Below are 14,915 nucleotides of genomic sequence, written 5' to 3'. Positions count from 1 at the left end.
ATGGCAAAAGCGAAAGCAACCGGTAAGATCACACAGGTGATTGGCGCCGTCGTCGACGTTCATTTTACGGGTGATCTGCCCAACATTCTGAACGCGGTAGAAACATCAAACAACGGTAAGAAGCTGATTCTGGAAGTTGCACAGCACCTGGGTGAAAACACCGTGCGCTGTATTGCGATGGACGGGACCGAAGGTCTGGTGCGCGGCGAACCCGTAACCGATCTGGGCGAACCCATTTCGATGCCGGTTGGCAAAGAAACACTGGGCCGCATCCTGAACGTGATCGGCGAACCAGTGGACGAAAAAGGTCCGGTGAAAACCAAAGCAACCCGTGCGATCCACCAGGAAGCACCGGATTTTGCCGACCAGTCCACCGAGGCTGAAATCCTGATCACAGGCATCAAAGTGATCGACCTGCTGGCCCCCTACACCAAGGGCGGCAAGATTGGTCTGTTCGGCGGTGCCGGCGTTGGCAAAACCGTTCTGATTATGGAACTGATCAACAACATCGCCAAAGTGCACTCGGGTGTGTCCGTGTTCGCCGGTGTTGGCGAGCGGACCCGTGAAGGCAACGACCTTTACCACGAGATGATTGAATCGGGCGTTATCGTTCCCGACAATCTGGAAGAAAGCAAAATCGCGCTGGTTTACGGCCAGATGAACGAGCCTCCCGGTGCGCGTATGCGGGTTGCCCTGTCCGGTCTGACACTGGCCGAGCAGTTCCGCGATGAAACCGGCGCTGACGTGTTGTTCTTTGTTGACAATATCTTCCGCTTTACGCAAGCGGGTTCCGAGGTTTCGGCGCTGCTGGGTCGTATCCCGTCTGCTGTGGGCTATCAGCCGACACTGGCCACCGACATGGGGACCATGCAGGAACGGATTACGTCGACCAAAGCCGGATCAATCACTTCGGTTCAGGCGATTTACGTGCCTGCGGATGACCTTACCGACCCTGCACCGGCCACATCGTTCGCCCACCTTGACGCGACAACCGTTCTGGACCGTGCGATTTCCGAGCTGGGCATCTACCCTGCTGTGGATCCGCTGGGTTCCACCTCGCGTCTGCTTGACCCGGCCCTGGTTGGCGAAGAGCACTACAAGGTAGCCACCGACGTTCAGCAGGTTCTGCAGCGTTATAAGTCGCTTCAGGATATCATCGCCATTCTGGGCATGGACGAATTGTCGGAAGAGGACAAGCTGGCCGTGGCCCGTGCGCGTAAAATCCAGCGCTTCCTGTCACAGCCGTTCGACGTTGCCAAAGTATTCACCGGTTCTGACGGTATCCAGGTTCCGCTGGAAGATACGATTGCATCGTTCAAGGCTGTTGTGGCTGGCGAATATGACCACCTGCCCGAAGGCGCCTTCTACATGGTTGGCGGCATCGACGACGTGGTTGCCAAAGCCGAGAAAATGGCCGCGGACGCAGCTTAAGGAGTTTGGCCAATGGCTGACACTATGCAATTCGATCTGGTTTCGCCTGAACGCAGCCTTGCGTCGCTTCAGGCGACCGAGGTTATGCTTCCGGCGGCCGAGGGTGACATGACAGTGTTGCCCGACCACGCCCCGGTTATCACCACCCTGCGCCCCGGCGTGGTCAAGGTGAACGGGCCAGAAGGTGAAGCGGATTTCGTCGTAACCGGCGGTTTCGTTGAAATCACTTCCGAAGGTGTTTCGGTTCTGGCCGAACAGGCACATGCCGGTAACGAGGTCAAAAAGGCCGATCTGGAAAGCGCATACACATTTGCCCGCGAACAGGCCGAAAAAGCCAGCGACGAGGACAAAAGTGCTGCCGAGAAACTGGTCGCCGATTTTGCGCAACTGCTTGAGGACATGGAATAGGCGCCTGTCCTTTCAGAATAATATTTTTAAAGGCTCCGAAATATTCGGGGCCTTTTTCTTTTGGTTAATATAATGTTAGGTTTAATTCGTTCTTAAGTGTTCTAACAGCAATCCATTTTTACGAGGGTCCCATGAGAAAATTGCGCAGCAGGTTGCTGGGAGTCGAAAGTGGCTCTGTTATGCTGTTTTCGGATTATCAGCATGACGGCGTGATGTGGACGGGGGAAGGCCCGCGCGAATTTCGCAAAGTGATAGAGTTTGACGAGCCTTTTTCCAGCATGCCGATGGTGCAGGTCGGTCTATCCCTGTGGGATTTCGACAAAGCCACCAACCAGCGCGCCGATATTTTTGCCGAGATGGTCAACCCCGAAGGCTTTGCGCTGGTGTTTCGCACATGGGGTGACACGCGGATCGCACGGGTGCGGGCCGACTGGATCGCTTTTGGCGAGGTCAAGGATGACGATGACTGGGTGCTGGAGTAACGGCTAGATCTTTTGGCCCCATTTGCTGCCTTTATACAGCGGCTTTAGTGTATTCACATCAAACAGCGAGGACACCGAGGTGCCTTCCCAGGTATTCAGAATGGCCTGTGAAAACAGCGGGGCCGAAGGCACGATACGGATTTTCCGCGCATCCTTGACGGGTTGGGTGGCCTCGATTGAATCGGTGATGACAAGGTGCTTCATCACTGAATTCTCGATCCGTTCAACCGCAGGGCCGGACAACACACCATGGGTGATATAGGAGTGCACTTCGGCGGCACCATGTTCGATCAGGACTTCGGCAGCTTTGCACAGGGTGCCGGCGGTGTCGCAAATGTCGTCAACGATGATACAGATCTTGCCCTCGACATCACCGATCACTTTCATCTCGGCAATCTCGCCGGGTTTCGAGCGGCGTTTGTCCACAATCGACAATCCGCTGCCGATCCGTTGCGCCAGATCACGGGCACGGGCCACCCCGCCGACATCGGGCGAGATGATCGTCACCTTGTCCATCCGCTCGCCGAAATGGTGCATGATATCCAGTGCGAACACCGGCGAGGCATAAAGGTTATCTACCGGAATATCAAAAAAGCCCTGAATCTGTGTGGCGTGCAGGTCCATCGTTAAAACGCGGTGAATACCGGCTTCGACAATCAGGTTTGCCACCAGTTTGGCGGAAATCGGCGTGCGGGCCTTGGTTCTGCGGTCCTGACGGGCATAGCCAAAGTAGGGCATCACGGCGGTGATCCGTGCCGCCGAGGACCGGCGCAGCGCGTCAGCGATGATCAGCAGCTCCATCAGGTTGTCATTGGCGGGGTTTGATGTGGGCTGGATGATGAACATATCCTCGCCGCGCACATTTTCGTAAACCTCGACAAAGATTTCCTTGTCGTTGAATTTCTCGACCCGCGAATCCAGCAGTCTGATGTCCATCCCGCTGTTCATCGCAGCGTATCGGGCGATCTCTTGTGCGAGGGGCCTGTTGGCATTGCCGGAAATCAGCATGGGTTTGGGTGTGATCGGCATAACAGTGGGCCTCCCGTATGCATCGCGATGTAACAGAATCGTATCGTTGACACCGCTTAACACCTGACTAGGATTCGGGGAAGGAAAAGAGCAGCAGCCAACGGGCGAAAAGCAGGGTTTCTTACATGCCCTGCTGTTTTTATGTAACGGAGGAAATATGGTTTACATGCAGCATTGGGGCAGGGGGGACCAGAGGGCGCTGCTGCTGCATTGTTCGTTGGCCAGTTCGGACGCATGGCGCGGGGTGGCGGGGCATCTGGCGGATGATCTGTCAATGTCGGGGATTGATTTCCCCGGCCACGGGCGCAGTCGGGATTGGGACAGGCAGGGGGATTATCATGCAGTTTGCAGGGACGCGGCTGTAGGCGCGCTGGAGGAACCGGTGCACCTGATCGGTCACTCGCTGGGGGCGACCGTTGCGCTGCGGCTGGCTGTTGAGCGACCGGAACTGGTGCGCGCGCTGGTTTTGATCGAGCCGGTGTTCTTTGCGGCGGCCAAGGGCTTGGATGCCTATGCCGTGTTTGAGGAAGCCGTTGCGCCCTTTGCCGAAGCAATCGAAGCGGGGCGGAATGAAGATGCGGCAAGGATGTTCACCGACCTGTGGGGCACGGGGGCGGCGTGGCAGGATTTGCCCGCCGCGTTGCGCCAGTCCTTTGTGGACCGGATCGGATTGATTCCGGCCACTGAGGGGGCCTTGTATCATGACAATGCGGGTGTGGTTGCGGACGGGAAAATCGAGGCGATTACCTGTCCGGTGCTTTTGATCGAGGGGGACCAGTCACCTGCAATTATAAATGCTATCAACGGGGCTTTGGCCGAACGGTTGCCCGATGCGACGCGGGTCAGCATCAAAGGGGCGGGGCATATGGTGCCGATCACCCATGCCAAAGAGGTTGCGCAGGCGATCGGCGGTTTTCTTAACCTTTAAGCAGCGCCAGAAACTGGTCGATGTTTTCATCACTGGCAGACCAGTCACAGACCAGACGCGCGGTCAGGATCTCGTCGGGGTTGTCGCCCTCGAGCTGCCCTTCCATGATGTGATATTGCGCGCCCGCGTCATGCAGCCGCTGGTGCGCGGCGCGGGGCCAGCCGGCAAAGATGATGTTGGCCTGTGGTTCATACAGAAACGCCGCGCCCTCGGTTTGCTTCACACCTTCGGCCAGCCGCGCGGTGGCGGCATTGGCGGCGCGGGCGGTTTCCAGCCACAGGTTGCTGGTCAGATAGGCCGACATCTGCGCCGCCAGATAGCGGTTTTTCGAGGGCAGATGCGCCCCCCGCTTGCGGCGCAATTCAAACTCCCACGCGTGTTTTGGGTCAAAGAAGATCACCGCCTCGACCCCCATACAGCCGTTTTTGGTGCCGCCAAAGCTGACCGCATCAATGCCCGCCTTCCACGTCATTTCCGCCGGCGTGCAGCCCAGCGTCACCAGCGCATTGGCAAAACGTGCACCGTCCAGATGGGTGGGCATACCGTAAGATTTGGCGATCCCGCACAGGGTGGTGATTTCCTCGACCGTGTAAACCGTGCCGCGTTCGGTCACTTGCGTGATCGACAGCGGGCCGCGTTGCGGACCGTGGACGCCGCGGGTTTCTTCAGCCTCGATTTTACGGCGCAGCTTGTCGGGGTTGATTTTGGCATTGGGGGCATTGACCAGTGTCAGTTTCGCCCCGCCGGTGAAAAACTCGGGCGCGTTGCATTCGTCCTCGTGGATATGGGCGACGGGCGAGCAGAAGATGGTGTCCCAGGGCTGTGCCAGCGTGGCAAGGATCAGCGAATTGGCGGCGGTGCCGGTCGAGACCAGATAGACGGCGGCCTCGGGCGCCTCGAACACCTCGCGGATTTGTTCGCGCACCTTGTCCATCATCGCGTCCGCGCCGTAGGGCATGGCATAGCCCGCGTTGGCAAGGGTCAGCGCATCCATGATTGCGGGGTGGACGGGGCCGGTGTTGTCAGAAGCAAAAAACATACTAAAGATCCTCGATTATATGGTCTTCCCATTCTTCTTCGGGCACTTCGAATTCCGGCACGGTCCAGCCGCGCACGGATTGGCCTGCGTCATGCACCGTTTGCGCGGTGCCCGATATCAGCGGGTGCCAGTCGTATAGCGGTTTGCCCTCGTAAACCAGCCGGTAGGCGCAGGTTGAGGGCATCCAGTAGGCCACTTTGCTGATGTTTTGCGGCGTCAAATGCACGCATTCGGGCACGAATTGCAGGCGGATGTCATATTGGCCGCAGCGGCATGTTTCATTGTCCAGCAGACGACACGCCACGCGGGTGAAGGCGACCTCGCCGGTGTCGGGGTCTTCCAGTTTGTTCAGACAGCATTTGCCGCAGCCGTCGCACAGCGCTTCCCATTCCTTGGGGGCAAGGTTTTTCAGCGGTACCTTTTCCCAGAACCGGTCGCGCAAACCGTCGCGTTTGATTGGATCGTCAGACATTGGCAAGGATTTGGCGTGCCTGATCGCAGTCGGCGTTCATCTGGGCGATCAGCGCATCGACAGAGTCGAATTTTGCCTCGGGGCGCAGGTATTCGACCAGGGCGACCGAAACATGGGCGCCGTAAATATCGCCCTTGAAATCAAAGATATAGGTCTCCAGATTGGGCAGGTTTTCACCGAACATCGGGCGGGTGCCCATGCTGGCGGCGCCATTATAGCTACCCGCGAACGGGCCGGTCAGAACGTCGATTTTCACAACGTAAACGCCGAATTTGGGCGGGTGCAGGCCGGTGATCGACATGTTGGCCGTGGGAAAGCCCAGCAAACGGCCGCGCTGGTCGCCGCGGATCACCTCGCCGTCAATCCGGTGCCAGTGGCCCAGCATTTTGGCGGCATCGTCGGGGCGGCCTTCGGACAGGGCCTGCCGGATCGCGGTCGAGGATATTTCCTGCCCGTCCGCCACCTTGACCAGATTGGCGATGGTCACGCCAAAGCCCATTTCCTTGCCGAACCCGGCCAGAATTTCGGCATTGCCGCTGCGTCCTTTGCCAAAATGGAAATCGGCCCCGATCACAACGTGTTTCAGGCCAAGCCCGTCCCGGATCACATCGCGTGCAAATTCTTCGGCCGTTAGCTGCGACAGGGTGTCGTTGAAGCTGAGCTCATACAGTTTTTCGACACCCAGCTTTTGCAACCGGTTGGCACGGGTTTCGGCGCTCATCAACCGGAACGCGGGGGCGTCGGGGGCGAAATACTGCCGCGGGTGTGGCTCGAAGGTCAGAACACCCAAGGGCGCGTCCAGTTCCACGGCCTTTTTGCGGGCGATGTCGATCACCGCCTGATGGCCCAGATGCACCCCGTCAAAATTGCCGATCGCGGCGCTGGCGCCACGGTCGTGTGGGTCGACAAACTGGTAATCGCGGATGATTTGCATGTTTTGGCTAACCTTTGGCGCGGCTGGGGGCAAGCACAAGGGCATCGCCGGTGATCACCACCGTATCGCCCACCTTAGCCACACATTCTAGCGCGACGCGGCGTTTTTCGGGGATGATATTGGTGACCGTGACGGTGGCGGTGACGGTTTCACCAATGCGCACGGGGGCGGTAAAGCGCAGGTTTTGCGACATGTAGATCGAGCCGTGGCCGGGCAGGCGTTCGCCAATCAGGGCGGAAAACAGACCGGCCGACAGCATCCCGTGGGCGATGCGGGTTTTGAATATCGAGGCGGCGCCGGCGTCCTCGTCCAGATGCAGCGGGTTGCGATCTTCGCTGACCTCGGCAAACAGGTTGATTGCGTGCTCGTCAATCACCTTGGTGATCGAACGGGACATCCCCGTTTCAAGGTCTTCCAGAAAGATGGTGCCGATTTCACTGTTGGTCATGGGGGATCCTAACGCAAATAGCCCATTGCATAGCGGGTGGTGGTCATTGCCTTGTCCAGAAAGGCGGTCAGGGCGTCCGGTTCGGGTTGGCCATCGGGGGCGGGGCCGGTACCGGTTTCGCTGGCGGCCAGCCCGCCGGAAATGAACAGCGCGTCAAGGTCTTCGCCCATTGCGCCCTTGATATCGGTGCCAATGCCATCACCGATGCAAAGGATTTTACTGTCGGGGATCGTGCTGCCCAGTTCGTTCAGGCGGTTGCGGGCCAGATCATAGATCGGCGGATGCGGTTTGCCGGTATAGAGGCTTTCCCCGCCCATTTCCGTATAAAGCGCGGCCAAGGCACCGGCGCAGTATTCGCGCACGCCACCACGATCGACCACAATGTCGGGGTTGGCACAAAGCAGTTTCAGGCCCTTCTGTTTGGCCAGCAGGAATTCGGGGCGCATCACCGAAGGGTCGGCGTGCGGATCGAACGGGCCGACACAGACGATGCCCTCGGCCTGTTCCAGCGGCACGCGCTGGATGTTGACGGGGTTTTCGACGATGTGGATCGGATCAAAGAACGACAGGTCGGAATCGGGGCCGATGTACCAGACCTTTTCCCCGACCACGCCGCGGAACATCGCCGCGCGGGCACTGTCGCCGGAACTGGCGATGGTATCCCAGCAATCATCCGGCACGCCCATGCCCTCGATCTGTTGCTGCACCGAGGTGCGCGAGCGCGGCGCGTTGGTCAGCAACACCACCTTGCCACCCGTTTTGCGATAGGCTTGCAGGGCGGCAACAGCATCGGGGAAGGCGTTGACGCCATCATGCAAACAGCCCCACAGATCGACGAACAGGGCGTCATATTGGCTGGATATTTCGCTAAGCGCGGTGATGATCCGGGTCATGCGGCGTCCTTTTAGATAAACGGAAAAGGACGCTGGTCGCGCCCTTTGCTTTGTTTCTTGGTCTTATGCCTTGAGGTTCGGAATGATCTGCTTTTTGCGGCTGACAACGCCGGGCAGCAGAACGGTGTCGCCATCGACTGTGACGCCAAATGATTTTTCGGCAACCGATTTCACCGCGTCATTGGGGATCAGCAGGGTCGAGGCTTCGTTCAGGATGTCGACGATGAACAAAAGCACCTGATCGACGCCATCTTCCTTGGCAACAGCGGCCATGCTGTCCATCAGGCTGGCCTTGCGCGACATCACGGTTTGCGGTGAAGTGGTTTCCAGCACCGAGACGCGGAATTTGGTGTTGTCCACTTCGAACACCTTGGAGTCCAGCCGCAGCAGTTCGGCATCCGAGAAATGCGAGATGTCGGATTTGGCGGCGAACATTTCGGCGGCGTATTCTTTGGTGTCCAGTCCCAGATCCTTGGCCAGATGGTGCGCCAGTGACACATCGCGCGGGGTGGTGGTGGGCGAGCGGAATTCCAGCGTGTCTGACAGGATGCAGGACAGCACCAGCCCTTTGATATTGTCGGGCATCTGCTCCAGCGCGGGTTCGCGCATGATGCCGTACATCACGGTGGCGGTGGCGGCGACAGGGCGGATTGTGACGTTGATCGGCCCTTTGGTGGTCAGCCCGCCACACAACAGGTGGTGGTCGATGATCTGGCGTATATCGGCATTGCCGATGTTGGCCGGCAGTTCGGCGGGGTTGTTGGTGTCAACGATCACCACTTTTTCGCCATCCTCAAGGTCGGTCAGGAGCTCGGGCGTTTCAAAGCCCCAGCGTTCCAGCACAAAGGCGGCTTCGGTATTGGGTTCGCCCAGCACACAGGCCTTGGCGGGTTTCTTGGCGATTTCGTTCAGATACCAGGCCCAGATCAGGGCGGAACAGGTGGCATCGGTGTCGGGGGCGGTGTGGCCGAAGATTTTGATCATGTATTGCATCCATATAAGCAGGGGAGTCGGTTTGGCGTTCTTATAGGGGGGATGGGGGTGGTTGTCACCCGTTGGGTGGGCCGCTAACCTGTGGTCAACAACAGGAACAGGACGACAATGGCCAAACCCCGCGAGACCGATCTTTACCCCCCTGTCAAAACCTATCTGGAAGGGCAGGGATACGAGGTGAAGGGCGAAGTCGGCGCGGTGGATGTGATGGCCGTGCGCGGGCAGGAGGATCCGGTTCTAGTCGAGCTGAAACTGGGGTTTTCACTGGCCCTGCTGCATCAGGGGATCGCGCGGCAGGGGGTGAGTGATGCGGTTTATCTGGCGGTGCCGTACGGGTTGAAGGGGATGAAGGAAAACCTGTCGCTCTGCCGCCGTCTGGGGCTGGGATTGATGACGGTGCGCCTGCGCGATGGCTATGTCGAGGTGCTGGCCGACCCCTCCCCCTATCGCCCCCGCAAGGTGCCCGCGCGCAAAACACGTCTGCTGCGCGAATTTGCGCGGCGGGTGGGCGACCCCAATGCAGGCGGAGCGACGCGGGTGGGGATTATAACGTCCTACCGGCAGGACGCGCTGCGCTGTGCCACGTTTCTGGAGAACGAGGGGGCCAGCAAAGGGGCTGTGGTGGCCAGGGGGGCAGGCGTGCCCAAGGCCACGCGTATCATGGCCGATGATCATTACGGCTGGTTCGAGCGGGTGGAAAAGGGCATCTATATGCTGACCCCAAAAGGGGTGCAGGCGCTGGCGAATTACGGGCGGGTTGCGCCGCTAAAACCCGTCAACACGGGTCAGGGTGTAACCTGATTGTTCCAGCAGATAGAGCAGCCCCTTTTCGCCTGACAAATGCGCGGCGCCGACGGCAACGATGATGTTGTCTGTTTCGGCGGCAGCCGGCAGGATCACATCCATCCAGTTGGCGTTGCGGTCATTCAGCATCGGGCCTTCCATTTCCGCAACCAGCCTGTCGGCCTCGGCTTCGGACAGGCCGGAGTCCTGCCGCATCTGATACCGGTTCAGCTCCCAGATGGCGCGGTGCTGGCCGGACAGGTAGGCTTCGATCAGGGTCGAGATCATGGCCTCCCCGTTTTTGGCGCCAGCCAGTGCAAGGCGGATGTTGTCCAGTTCCTGTTCGGGACTATCATCGCCAAACAAAGAGAACACGATGTCATAGGGTTCCAGCGCGCGGCTGGGGATGTTGTGGCGGTCGGCATAATCCATAATGCGGTGATCCACGCCGTTTTGTTCCGCCATACCTGCCAGGGCGCATGGCGGGATCGACAGCATCAATGACACATACCACGGCTGCATTTTCGAGGCCATAAAACCGGGGATGCCGCGGGTGGACAGTTCTTTGACCAGGGCTTGCCATTCGTCCTCGGGCAGGCGCTCGGGCAGGGTGGGACCATCGGTGATGAACATCACGGATGGGTCTTTTATCATGCGCTGTTTTTGCTGTTCCAGCGTTTCGCGGGTGCCTTCCAGCAGGATCAGGTCGGCGTTGTCGGCAATTTCCCAGAAAGGTTTCAGATAGGGGTCAAGACGGTCGTCACTCAGGTGCATGGTGCCCAGAATGTGGATCCTGCTGTTGCCCTTTGTCGCCAGCCAGAGGTTGCCTTCGGGGTAGGGGTTGGCGGCGATAGCGGCATCAAGTGTGGCGCGGTCCTGGGTGCCCATGGTTTCCAGCAGGTTTTCACCCACGCATTGGGCTGTAGCGGGCAGCGCCAGCAGGGACAGGATTAAAGACAGGATCAGGCGCATTTATGGCTCCGTTGGTGATGTCAGCTAAAGGTATTGTTACGGCGCGGAAAATCAATGGGGCATAGATGGAAAACCCCGTGTGTTGTGATAAGGTTGCCCTGACATTGCTAGAGCGAGGGGAAGTTATGCCATATGCAGAGGTAAACGGAACAAGGTTGCATTACACCGATACCGGCAGCGGGGATGTGGCGATCGTGTTTTCGCACGGGTTGCTGTTTTCCACCGAAATGTTCGAGGACCAGATCGCCCATTTCAAGGACGAATACCGCTGCATTGCCTATGACCACCGCGGGCAGGGCCAGAGCGATTGCCCGCCCGGGGAATACGACATGGACACCCTGACTGATGACGCCGCTGCGCTGATCAAATCGCTGGGGGTCAAGGGATGCCATTTCGTCGGCCTGTCGATGGGCGGATTTGTGGCGTTGCGGATGGCGTTGAACTATCCCGAACTGGTGCGTTCAATCGCGGTGCTGGACAGCAGCGCCGACCCCGAGCCACAGGAAAACCGTGGCAAATACAAATTCCTGAATTTTGTGCTGCGCTGGTTCGGCAGCAAGCCGGTGGTGAAATCGGTGATGCCGATCATGTTCAGCCAGACCTTTCTGAACGATCCCGCGCGCAAGGCCCTGCGTGACCGTTGGGCGGCGTTTCTGGGTAAGGTGCCAAACCGCAAGGGCATGGCCAAGGCCGTCAGCGGTGTGATCGAACGCGAAGGCGTTTACGAGCGTCTGGGCGAGATCACCACCCCGACCCTGATTGTGGTAGGGGACGAGGACACAGCCACCGTTCCGGCCAAATCCGAACGGATGCACGCGGCGATCAAGGGGTCGGAATTTGTGATGGTGCCGAAGGGCGGGCATGTCTCGACCATTGATGCGCCTGAGGCGGTTAATGCCGCTTTGTCGCAGTTTTTTGAAAAACTTGACGGATAGTGTCGGATTATTCGCAGCCCCCCTGTTGACTCCTATCGCCCGCGCTCCTAAATCCTTTGTTAGCACTCGATCAAGTAGAGTGATAACACTTGAACTGAAACTCGAACAAGGAGCGTTCCGAGATGGCATTTACACCACTTCACGACCGCGTATTGGTTCGTCGCATTGAAGGCGACGAAAAAACTGCTGGCGGCCTGATTATCCCTGACAGCGCAAAAGAAAAACCTGCCGAGGGCGAAGTGATCGCCTGTGGCGAAGGCGCCCGCAAAGACAGCGGCGAACTGATCCCGATGGCTGTTAAGGCTGGTGACAAGGTTCTGTTCGGCAAATGGTCCGGCACCGAAGTCCTGATCGACGGCGAAGAGCTGCTGATCATGAAGGAAAGCGATATCATGGGCCTTTTGTCCTGAACGATACCGCAGATTCCCGATAACAGAATTTTAAGGAGCTAGAAAATGGCTAAAGAAGTCAAATTCGATACCGATGCCCGCAACCGTATGCTGGTTGGCGTGAACATCCTGGCCGACGCGGTCAAGGTTACATTGGGCCCCAAAGGCCGCAATGTTGTAATCGACAAATCCTTTGGCGCACCGCGCATCACCAAAGACGGTGTAACGGTTGCCAAGGAAATCGAACTGGAAGACAAGTTCGAAAACATGGGTGCGCAGATGGTGAAAGAAGTCGCCAGCCGCACCAATGACGAAGCCGGCGACGGCACCACGACAGCAACCATTCTGGCCCAGGCCATCGTGCGCGAAGGCATGAAATCGGTTGCTGCCGGCATGAACCCGATGGACCTGAAACGCGGCATCGATCTGGCCACCACAAAAGTGGTCGAGTCTATCAAAGCCGCATCGCGCGAAGTGAAAGACAGTGCAGAAGTGGCACAGGTCGGCACAATTTCCGCCAACGGCGAATCCGATATCGGCCAGCAAATTGCAGACGCCATGCAGCGCGTCGGCAACGAGGGTGTTATCACTGTCGAAGAAAACAAGGGTCTGGAAACAGAAACCGAAGTTGTCGAAGGTATGCAGTTTGATCGCGGTTACCTGTCGCCCTATTTTGTCACCAACCCTGACAAAATGGTTGCCGAGCTTGAGGACTGTCTGGTTCTGCTGCACGAAAAGAAACTTTCGTCGCTTCAGCCCATGGTTCCGCTGCTGGAAACTGTTATCCAGTCCGGCAAGCCTCTGTTGATCATCGCCGAAGATGTTGAAGGCGAAGCGCTGGCAACTCTGGTTGTGAACAAACTGCGTGGTGGTCTGAAAATCGCGGCTGTCAAAGCCCCCGGTTTTGGCGATCGTCGCAAGGCAATGTTGCAGGACATCGGTATTCTGACCGGTGGTCAGGTGATTTCCGAAGATCTGGGCATGAAGCTGGAAAATGTCACTATCGACATGCTGGGTTCCGCCAAGAAAATCCAGATCACCAAAGACGAAACAACCATCGTTGACGGCAATGGCGACAAGGCCGAGATCGAAGCACGCGTTGCCCAGATCCGCACCCAGATCGAAGAAACCACTTCGGATTACGACCGTGAAAAACTGCAGGAACGTGTGGCCAAACTGGCCGGCGGTGTTGCCGTTATCCGCGTTGGCGGCATGACCGAAATCGAAGTGAAAGAGCGCAAAGACCGCGTTGACGACGCCCTGAATGCGACCCGTGCGGCCGTGCAAGAAGGCGTTATCGTTGGTGGTGGTGTTGCACTGGTTCAGGCGGCCAAAGGGCTGGTTGGCATGGAAGGTGACAATTCCGACCAGACAGCCGGTATCACAATCGTGCGCAAAGCGATCGAGGCCCCTCTGCGCCAGATCGCAGAAAACGCCGGTGTTGATGGCGCTGTTGTGGCTGGCAAGGTTCGCGAAAGCGACGACGTGACTTTCGGCTTCAACGCCCAGACCGAAGAATATGGCGACATGTTCAAGTTTGGCGTGATTGATCCGGCCAAAGTGGTTCGCACCGCTCTGGAAGACGCGGCCTCGATTGCCGGTCTGCTGATCACCACCGAAGCCATGATCGCCGACAAGCCCGAGCCAAAAGGTGCTGCCGGCGGCGGCATGCCCGACATGGGCGGCATGGGCGGCATGGGCGGCATGATGTAAACGGTCTAAATCCCGCTGGGATTTTGACCGGACAGGCGACAGGTGTTTGGCCCATGGGCCAAATGCCGAGAGCCGCTGCGCTGACGTCAAAAAACATTAGAAAGGGCTGTCTGTCGGGCGGCCCTTTTTCATTTGGCGTCACAGTGTTGTTATCCTGAATGAAGTGTCATTGGCCCGTCTTTGGTAATTGCCTAGGCTAACACCATGCGCCTGATCTTGCTGACCCTTCTGACAATGATTGCCTTTGCTGCGAATTCGGTGTTGAACCGCTTGGCATTGGTGGATCCTGAAACCGGCCCTGCAGCCTTTGCGGTTATTCGTCTGGTATCAGGGGCTGTCGTTTTGGCTGTACTGGTCTGGGTAAGGAGGCGCAGGGATATACTAAACCTGCCAACCGGATTGAATCTGATCATCGGCCCGTTGTCACTGGCAATCTATGTGCTGGGGTTTTCTTTTGCCTACGTCAACCTGCCGGCGGGTGTCAGGGCATTGTTACTGTTTGGCGGTGTGCAGGTGACCATGTTTGCCGGCGCGGTGGTATCGCGTGAAAAGGTGCCTTTTACACGGTGGCTGGGTGCTGCAATGGCCTTTGTCGGGTTGGTCTGGTTGTTGTGGCCCGGGGACGCAATGGGTCTGCCGGTTGCGGGCTGGATGCTGATGGCCCTCGCGGCGATAGGGTGGGGAATCTATTCCTTGCTGGGGCGTGGTGCGCAGGATGCTTTGGGTGCGACGGCGGTTAATTTTATGCTTGCCGTGCCTTTGGGGCTGATCATTTTTATCATCCTTCCGGATCATATCACCGGGCAGGGCGTTGTGTTGGCAATTTTGTCAGGCGGCCTGACTTCGGGACTGGGTTATGCGCTATGGTACCGGATACTGCCACAACTAGGGGCGACACGGGCCGCGGTGGCTCAGCTGAGTGTGCCGGTGATCGCGATGGGAGGCGGCATGGCATTTTTGAACGAAGCGGCGAGCCTGCGGTTTGTCATTGCCAGCCTGTTGGTGCTGGGCGGTGTTGTTGTTTCCATGCGTAGATAGAAGGTAAGGGTGTTCTGGCCTTTTCTTG

The 14,915-nt window shown here is 58.1% G+C and carries 17 protein-coding genes; 9 read left to right on the top strand and 8 right to left on the bottom strand.

The window, feature by feature from the left end; genetic code table 11:
- From atpD to BAR1_RS13245, 3 genes are all read left to right on the top strand, one after another.
- Complete coding sequence (gene atpD, locus BAR1_RS13255; protein WP_118943460.1) at positions 1 to 1,431, top strand: F0F1 ATP synthase subunit beta; 1,431 nt, start codon at positions 1 to 3, stop codon at positions 1,429 to 1,431.
- A 12-nt stretch (positions 1,432 to 1,443) separates the two neighbouring features.
- A complete protein-coding gene (locus tag BAR1_RS13250; protein ID WP_118943459.1) occupies positions 1,444 to 1,839 on the top strand; it encodes a F0F1 ATP synthase subunit epsilon in 396 nt (131 codons plus the stop codon).
- A 131-nt stretch (positions 1,840 to 1,970) separates the two neighbouring features.
- Positions 1,971 to 2,321 carry an H-type lectin domain-containing protein gene (locus tag BAR1_RS13245; RefSeq protein WP_118943458.1) on the top strand — a complete coding sequence of 117 codons (351 nt, stop codon included), beginning with the start codon at positions 1,971 to 1,973 and terminating at the stop codon, positions 2,319 to 2,321.
- A gap of 3 nt (positions 2,322 to 2,324) precedes the next feature.
- Here the strand turns inward: BAR1_RS13245 and BAR1_RS13240 are convergent, their stop codons facing one another.
- Positions 2,325 to 3,350, bottom strand: coding sequence for a ribose-phosphate pyrophosphokinase (locus tag BAR1_RS13240; protein WP_118943457.1), 1,026 nt, complete (start codon positions 3,348 to 3,350; stop codon positions 2,325 to 2,327).
- Between the two features lie 157 nt (positions 3,351 to 3,507).
- Here BAR1_RS13240 and BAR1_RS13235 point away from each other — a divergent pair, with 157 nt between their 5' ends.
- Positions 3,508 to 4,278 (top strand): alpha/beta fold hydrolase, encoded by a 771-nt coding sequence (locus BAR1_RS13235; RefSeq protein ID WP_118943456.1) that lies wholly within the window; start codon positions 3,508 to 3,510, stop codon positions 4,276 to 4,278.
- Here the strand turns inward: BAR1_RS13235 and BAR1_RS13230 are convergent.
- The 6 genes from BAR1_RS13230 to BAR1_RS13205 all read right to left on the bottom strand — a co-directional run bounded on the left by BAR1_RS13230 (position 4,268) and on the right by BAR1_RS13205 (position 9,048).
- Entirely contained in the window at positions 4,268 to 5,317 is a 1,050-nt protein-coding gene (locus BAR1_RS13230) for a threonine aldolase family protein (RefSeq protein ID WP_118943455.1), read from the bottom strand. The genes BAR1_RS13235 and BAR1_RS13230 overlap by 11 nt on opposite strands.
- Before the next feature lies 1 nt (position 5,318).
- Complete coding sequence (locus BAR1_RS13225; protein ID WP_118943454.1) at positions 5,319 to 5,789, bottom strand: YcgN family cysteine cluster protein; 471 nt, start codon at positions 5,787 to 5,789, stop codon at positions 5,319 to 5,321.
- Positions 5,782 to 6,723, bottom strand: a complete 942-nt coding sequence (locus tag BAR1_RS13220; RefSeq protein WP_118943453.1) for a bifunctional riboflavin kinase/FAD synthetase — start codon at positions 6,721 to 6,723, stop codon at positions 5,782 to 5,784. The genes BAR1_RS13225 and BAR1_RS13220 overlap by 8 nt, the downstream gene beginning before the upstream one ends.
- A 7-nt stretch (positions 6,724 to 6,730) precedes the next feature.
- Positions 6,731 to 7,171: a MaoC family dehydratase gene (locus BAR1_RS13215; RefSeq protein WP_118943452.1), complete on the bottom strand. Its 441-nt coding sequence runs from the start codon at positions 7,169 to 7,171 to the stop codon at positions 6,731 to 6,733.
- Between the two features lie 8 nt (positions 7,172 to 7,179).
- Positions 7,180 to 8,064, bottom strand: a complete 885-nt coding sequence (locus BAR1_RS13210) for a TIGR01459 family HAD-type hydrolase (protein ID WP_118943451.1) — start codon at positions 8,062 to 8,064, stop codon at positions 7,180 to 7,182.
- A gap of 63 nt (positions 8,065 to 8,127) precedes the next feature.
- Positions 8,128 to 9,048 (bottom strand): manganese-dependent inorganic pyrophosphatase, encoded by a 921-nt coding sequence (locus tag BAR1_RS13205; protein ID WP_118943450.1) that lies wholly within the window; start codon positions 9,046 to 9,048, stop codon positions 8,128 to 8,130.
- A 117-nt stretch (positions 9,049 to 9,165) separates the two neighbouring features.
- Between BAR1_RS13205 and BAR1_RS13200 the strand changes: the two genes are divergently transcribed.
- Complete coding sequence (locus BAR1_RS13200) at positions 9,166 to 9,858, top strand: DUF2161 domain-containing phosphodiesterase (RefSeq protein WP_118943449.1); 693 nt, start codon at positions 9,166 to 9,168, stop codon at positions 9,856 to 9,858.
- Here the strand turns inward: BAR1_RS13200 and BAR1_RS13195 are convergent.
- Entirely contained in the window at positions 9,823 to 10,812 is a 990-nt protein-coding gene (locus BAR1_RS13195) for a TraB/GumN family protein (protein WP_118943448.1), read from the bottom strand. The two genes, BAR1_RS13200 and BAR1_RS13195, sit on opposite strands and share 36 nt — an antisense overlap.
- Before the next feature lie 125 nt (positions 10,813 to 10,937).
- Here BAR1_RS13195 and BAR1_RS13190 point away from each other — a divergent pair, with 125 nt between their 5' ends.
- From BAR1_RS13190 to BAR1_RS13175, 4 genes are all read left to right on the top strand, one after another.
- Positions 10,938 to 11,747, top strand: coding sequence for an alpha/beta fold hydrolase (locus tag BAR1_RS13190; protein ID WP_118943447.1), 810 nt, complete (start codon positions 10,938 to 10,940; stop codon positions 11,745 to 11,747).
- Between the two features lie 122 nt (positions 11,748 to 11,869).
- Positions 11,870 to 12,157: a co-chaperone GroES gene (locus tag BAR1_RS13185; protein ID WP_118943446.1), complete on the top strand. Its 288-nt coding sequence runs from the start codon at positions 11,870 to 11,872 to the stop codon at positions 12,155 to 12,157.
- A gap of 45 nt (positions 12,158 to 12,202) precedes the next feature.
- On the top strand, positions 12,203 to 13,849 hold the full coding sequence (groL, locus tag BAR1_RS13180; RefSeq protein ID WP_118943445.1) for a chaperonin GroEL: 1,647 nt from the start codon (positions 12,203 to 12,205) through the stop codon (positions 13,847 to 13,849).
- Positions 13,850 to 14,053: 204 nt separating this feature from the next.
- Positions 14,054 to 14,887, top strand: a complete 834-nt coding sequence (locus BAR1_RS13175; protein WP_118943444.1) for a DMT family transporter — start codon at positions 14,054 to 14,056, stop codon at positions 14,885 to 14,887.
- Positions 14,888 to 14,915: the final 28 nt, after the last annotated feature.

This window comes from Profundibacter amoris (assembly GCF_003544895.1).
Classification (GTDB): Bacteria; Pseudomonadota; Alphaproteobacteria; order Rhodobacterales; family Rhodobacteraceae; genus Profundibacter; species Profundibacter amoris.
This window is presented reverse-complemented; position numbering and strand designations above follow the sequence as displayed.

Coding starts and splice junctions, on each gene's coding strand:
- atpD (WP_118943460.1), top strand. CDS start 1: ATGGCAAAAGCGAAAGCAACCGGTAAGATCACACAGGTGATTGGCGCC.
- BAR1_RS13250 (WP_118943459.1), top strand. CDS start 1,444: ATGGCTGACACTATGCAATTCGATCTGGTTTCGCCTGAACGCAGCCTT.
- BAR1_RS13245 (WP_118943458.1), top strand. CDS start 1,971: ATGAGAAAATTGCGCAGCAGGTTGCTGGGAGTCGAAAGTGGCTCTGTT.
- BAR1_RS13240 (WP_118943457.1), bottom strand. CDS start 3,350: ATGCCGATCACACCCAAACCCATGCTGATTTCCGGCAATGCCAACAGG.
- BAR1_RS13235 (WP_118943456.1), top strand. CDS start 3,508: ATGGTTTACATGCAGCATTGGGGCAGGGGGGACCAGAGGGCGCTGCTG.
- BAR1_RS13230 (WP_118943455.1), bottom strand. CDS start 5,317: ATGTTTTTTGCTTCTGACAACACCGGCCCCGTCCACCCCGCAATCATG.
- BAR1_RS13225 (WP_118943454.1), bottom strand. CDS start 5,789: ATGTCTGACGATCCAATCAAACGCGACGGTTTGCGCGACCGGTTCTGG.
- BAR1_RS13220 (WP_118943453.1), bottom strand. CDS start 6,723: ATGCAAATCATCCGCGATTACCAGTTTGTCGACCCACACGACCGTGGC.
- BAR1_RS13215 (WP_118943452.1), bottom strand. CDS start 7,171: ATGACCAACAGTGAAATCGGCACCATCTTTCTGGAAGACCTTGAAACG.
- BAR1_RS13210 (WP_118943451.1), bottom strand. CDS start 8,064: ATGACCCGGATCATCACCGCGCTTAGCGAAATATCCAGCCAATATGAC.
- BAR1_RS13205 (WP_118943450.1), bottom strand. CDS start 9,048: ATGATCAAAATCTTCGGCCACACCGCCCCCGACACCGATGCCACCTGT.
- BAR1_RS13200 (WP_118943449.1), top strand. CDS start 9,166: ATGGCCAAACCCCGCGAGACCGATCTTTACCCCCCTGTCAAAACCTAT.
- BAR1_RS13195 (WP_118943448.1), bottom strand. CDS start 10,812: ATGCGCCTGATCCTGTCTTTAATCCTGTCCCTGCTGGCGCTGCCCGCT.
- BAR1_RS13190 (WP_118943447.1), top strand. CDS start 10,938: ATGCCATATGCAGAGGTAAACGGAACAAGGTTGCATTACACCGATACC.
- BAR1_RS13185 (WP_118943446.1), top strand. CDS start 11,870: ATGGCATTTACACCACTTCACGACCGCGTATTGGTTCGTCGCATTGAA.
- groL (WP_118943445.1), top strand. CDS start 12,203: ATGGCTAAAGAAGTCAAATTCGATACCGATGCCCGCAACCGTATGCTG.
- BAR1_RS13175 (WP_118943444.1), top strand. CDS start 14,054: ATGCGCCTGATCTTGCTGACCCTTCTGACAATGATTGCCTTTGCTGCG.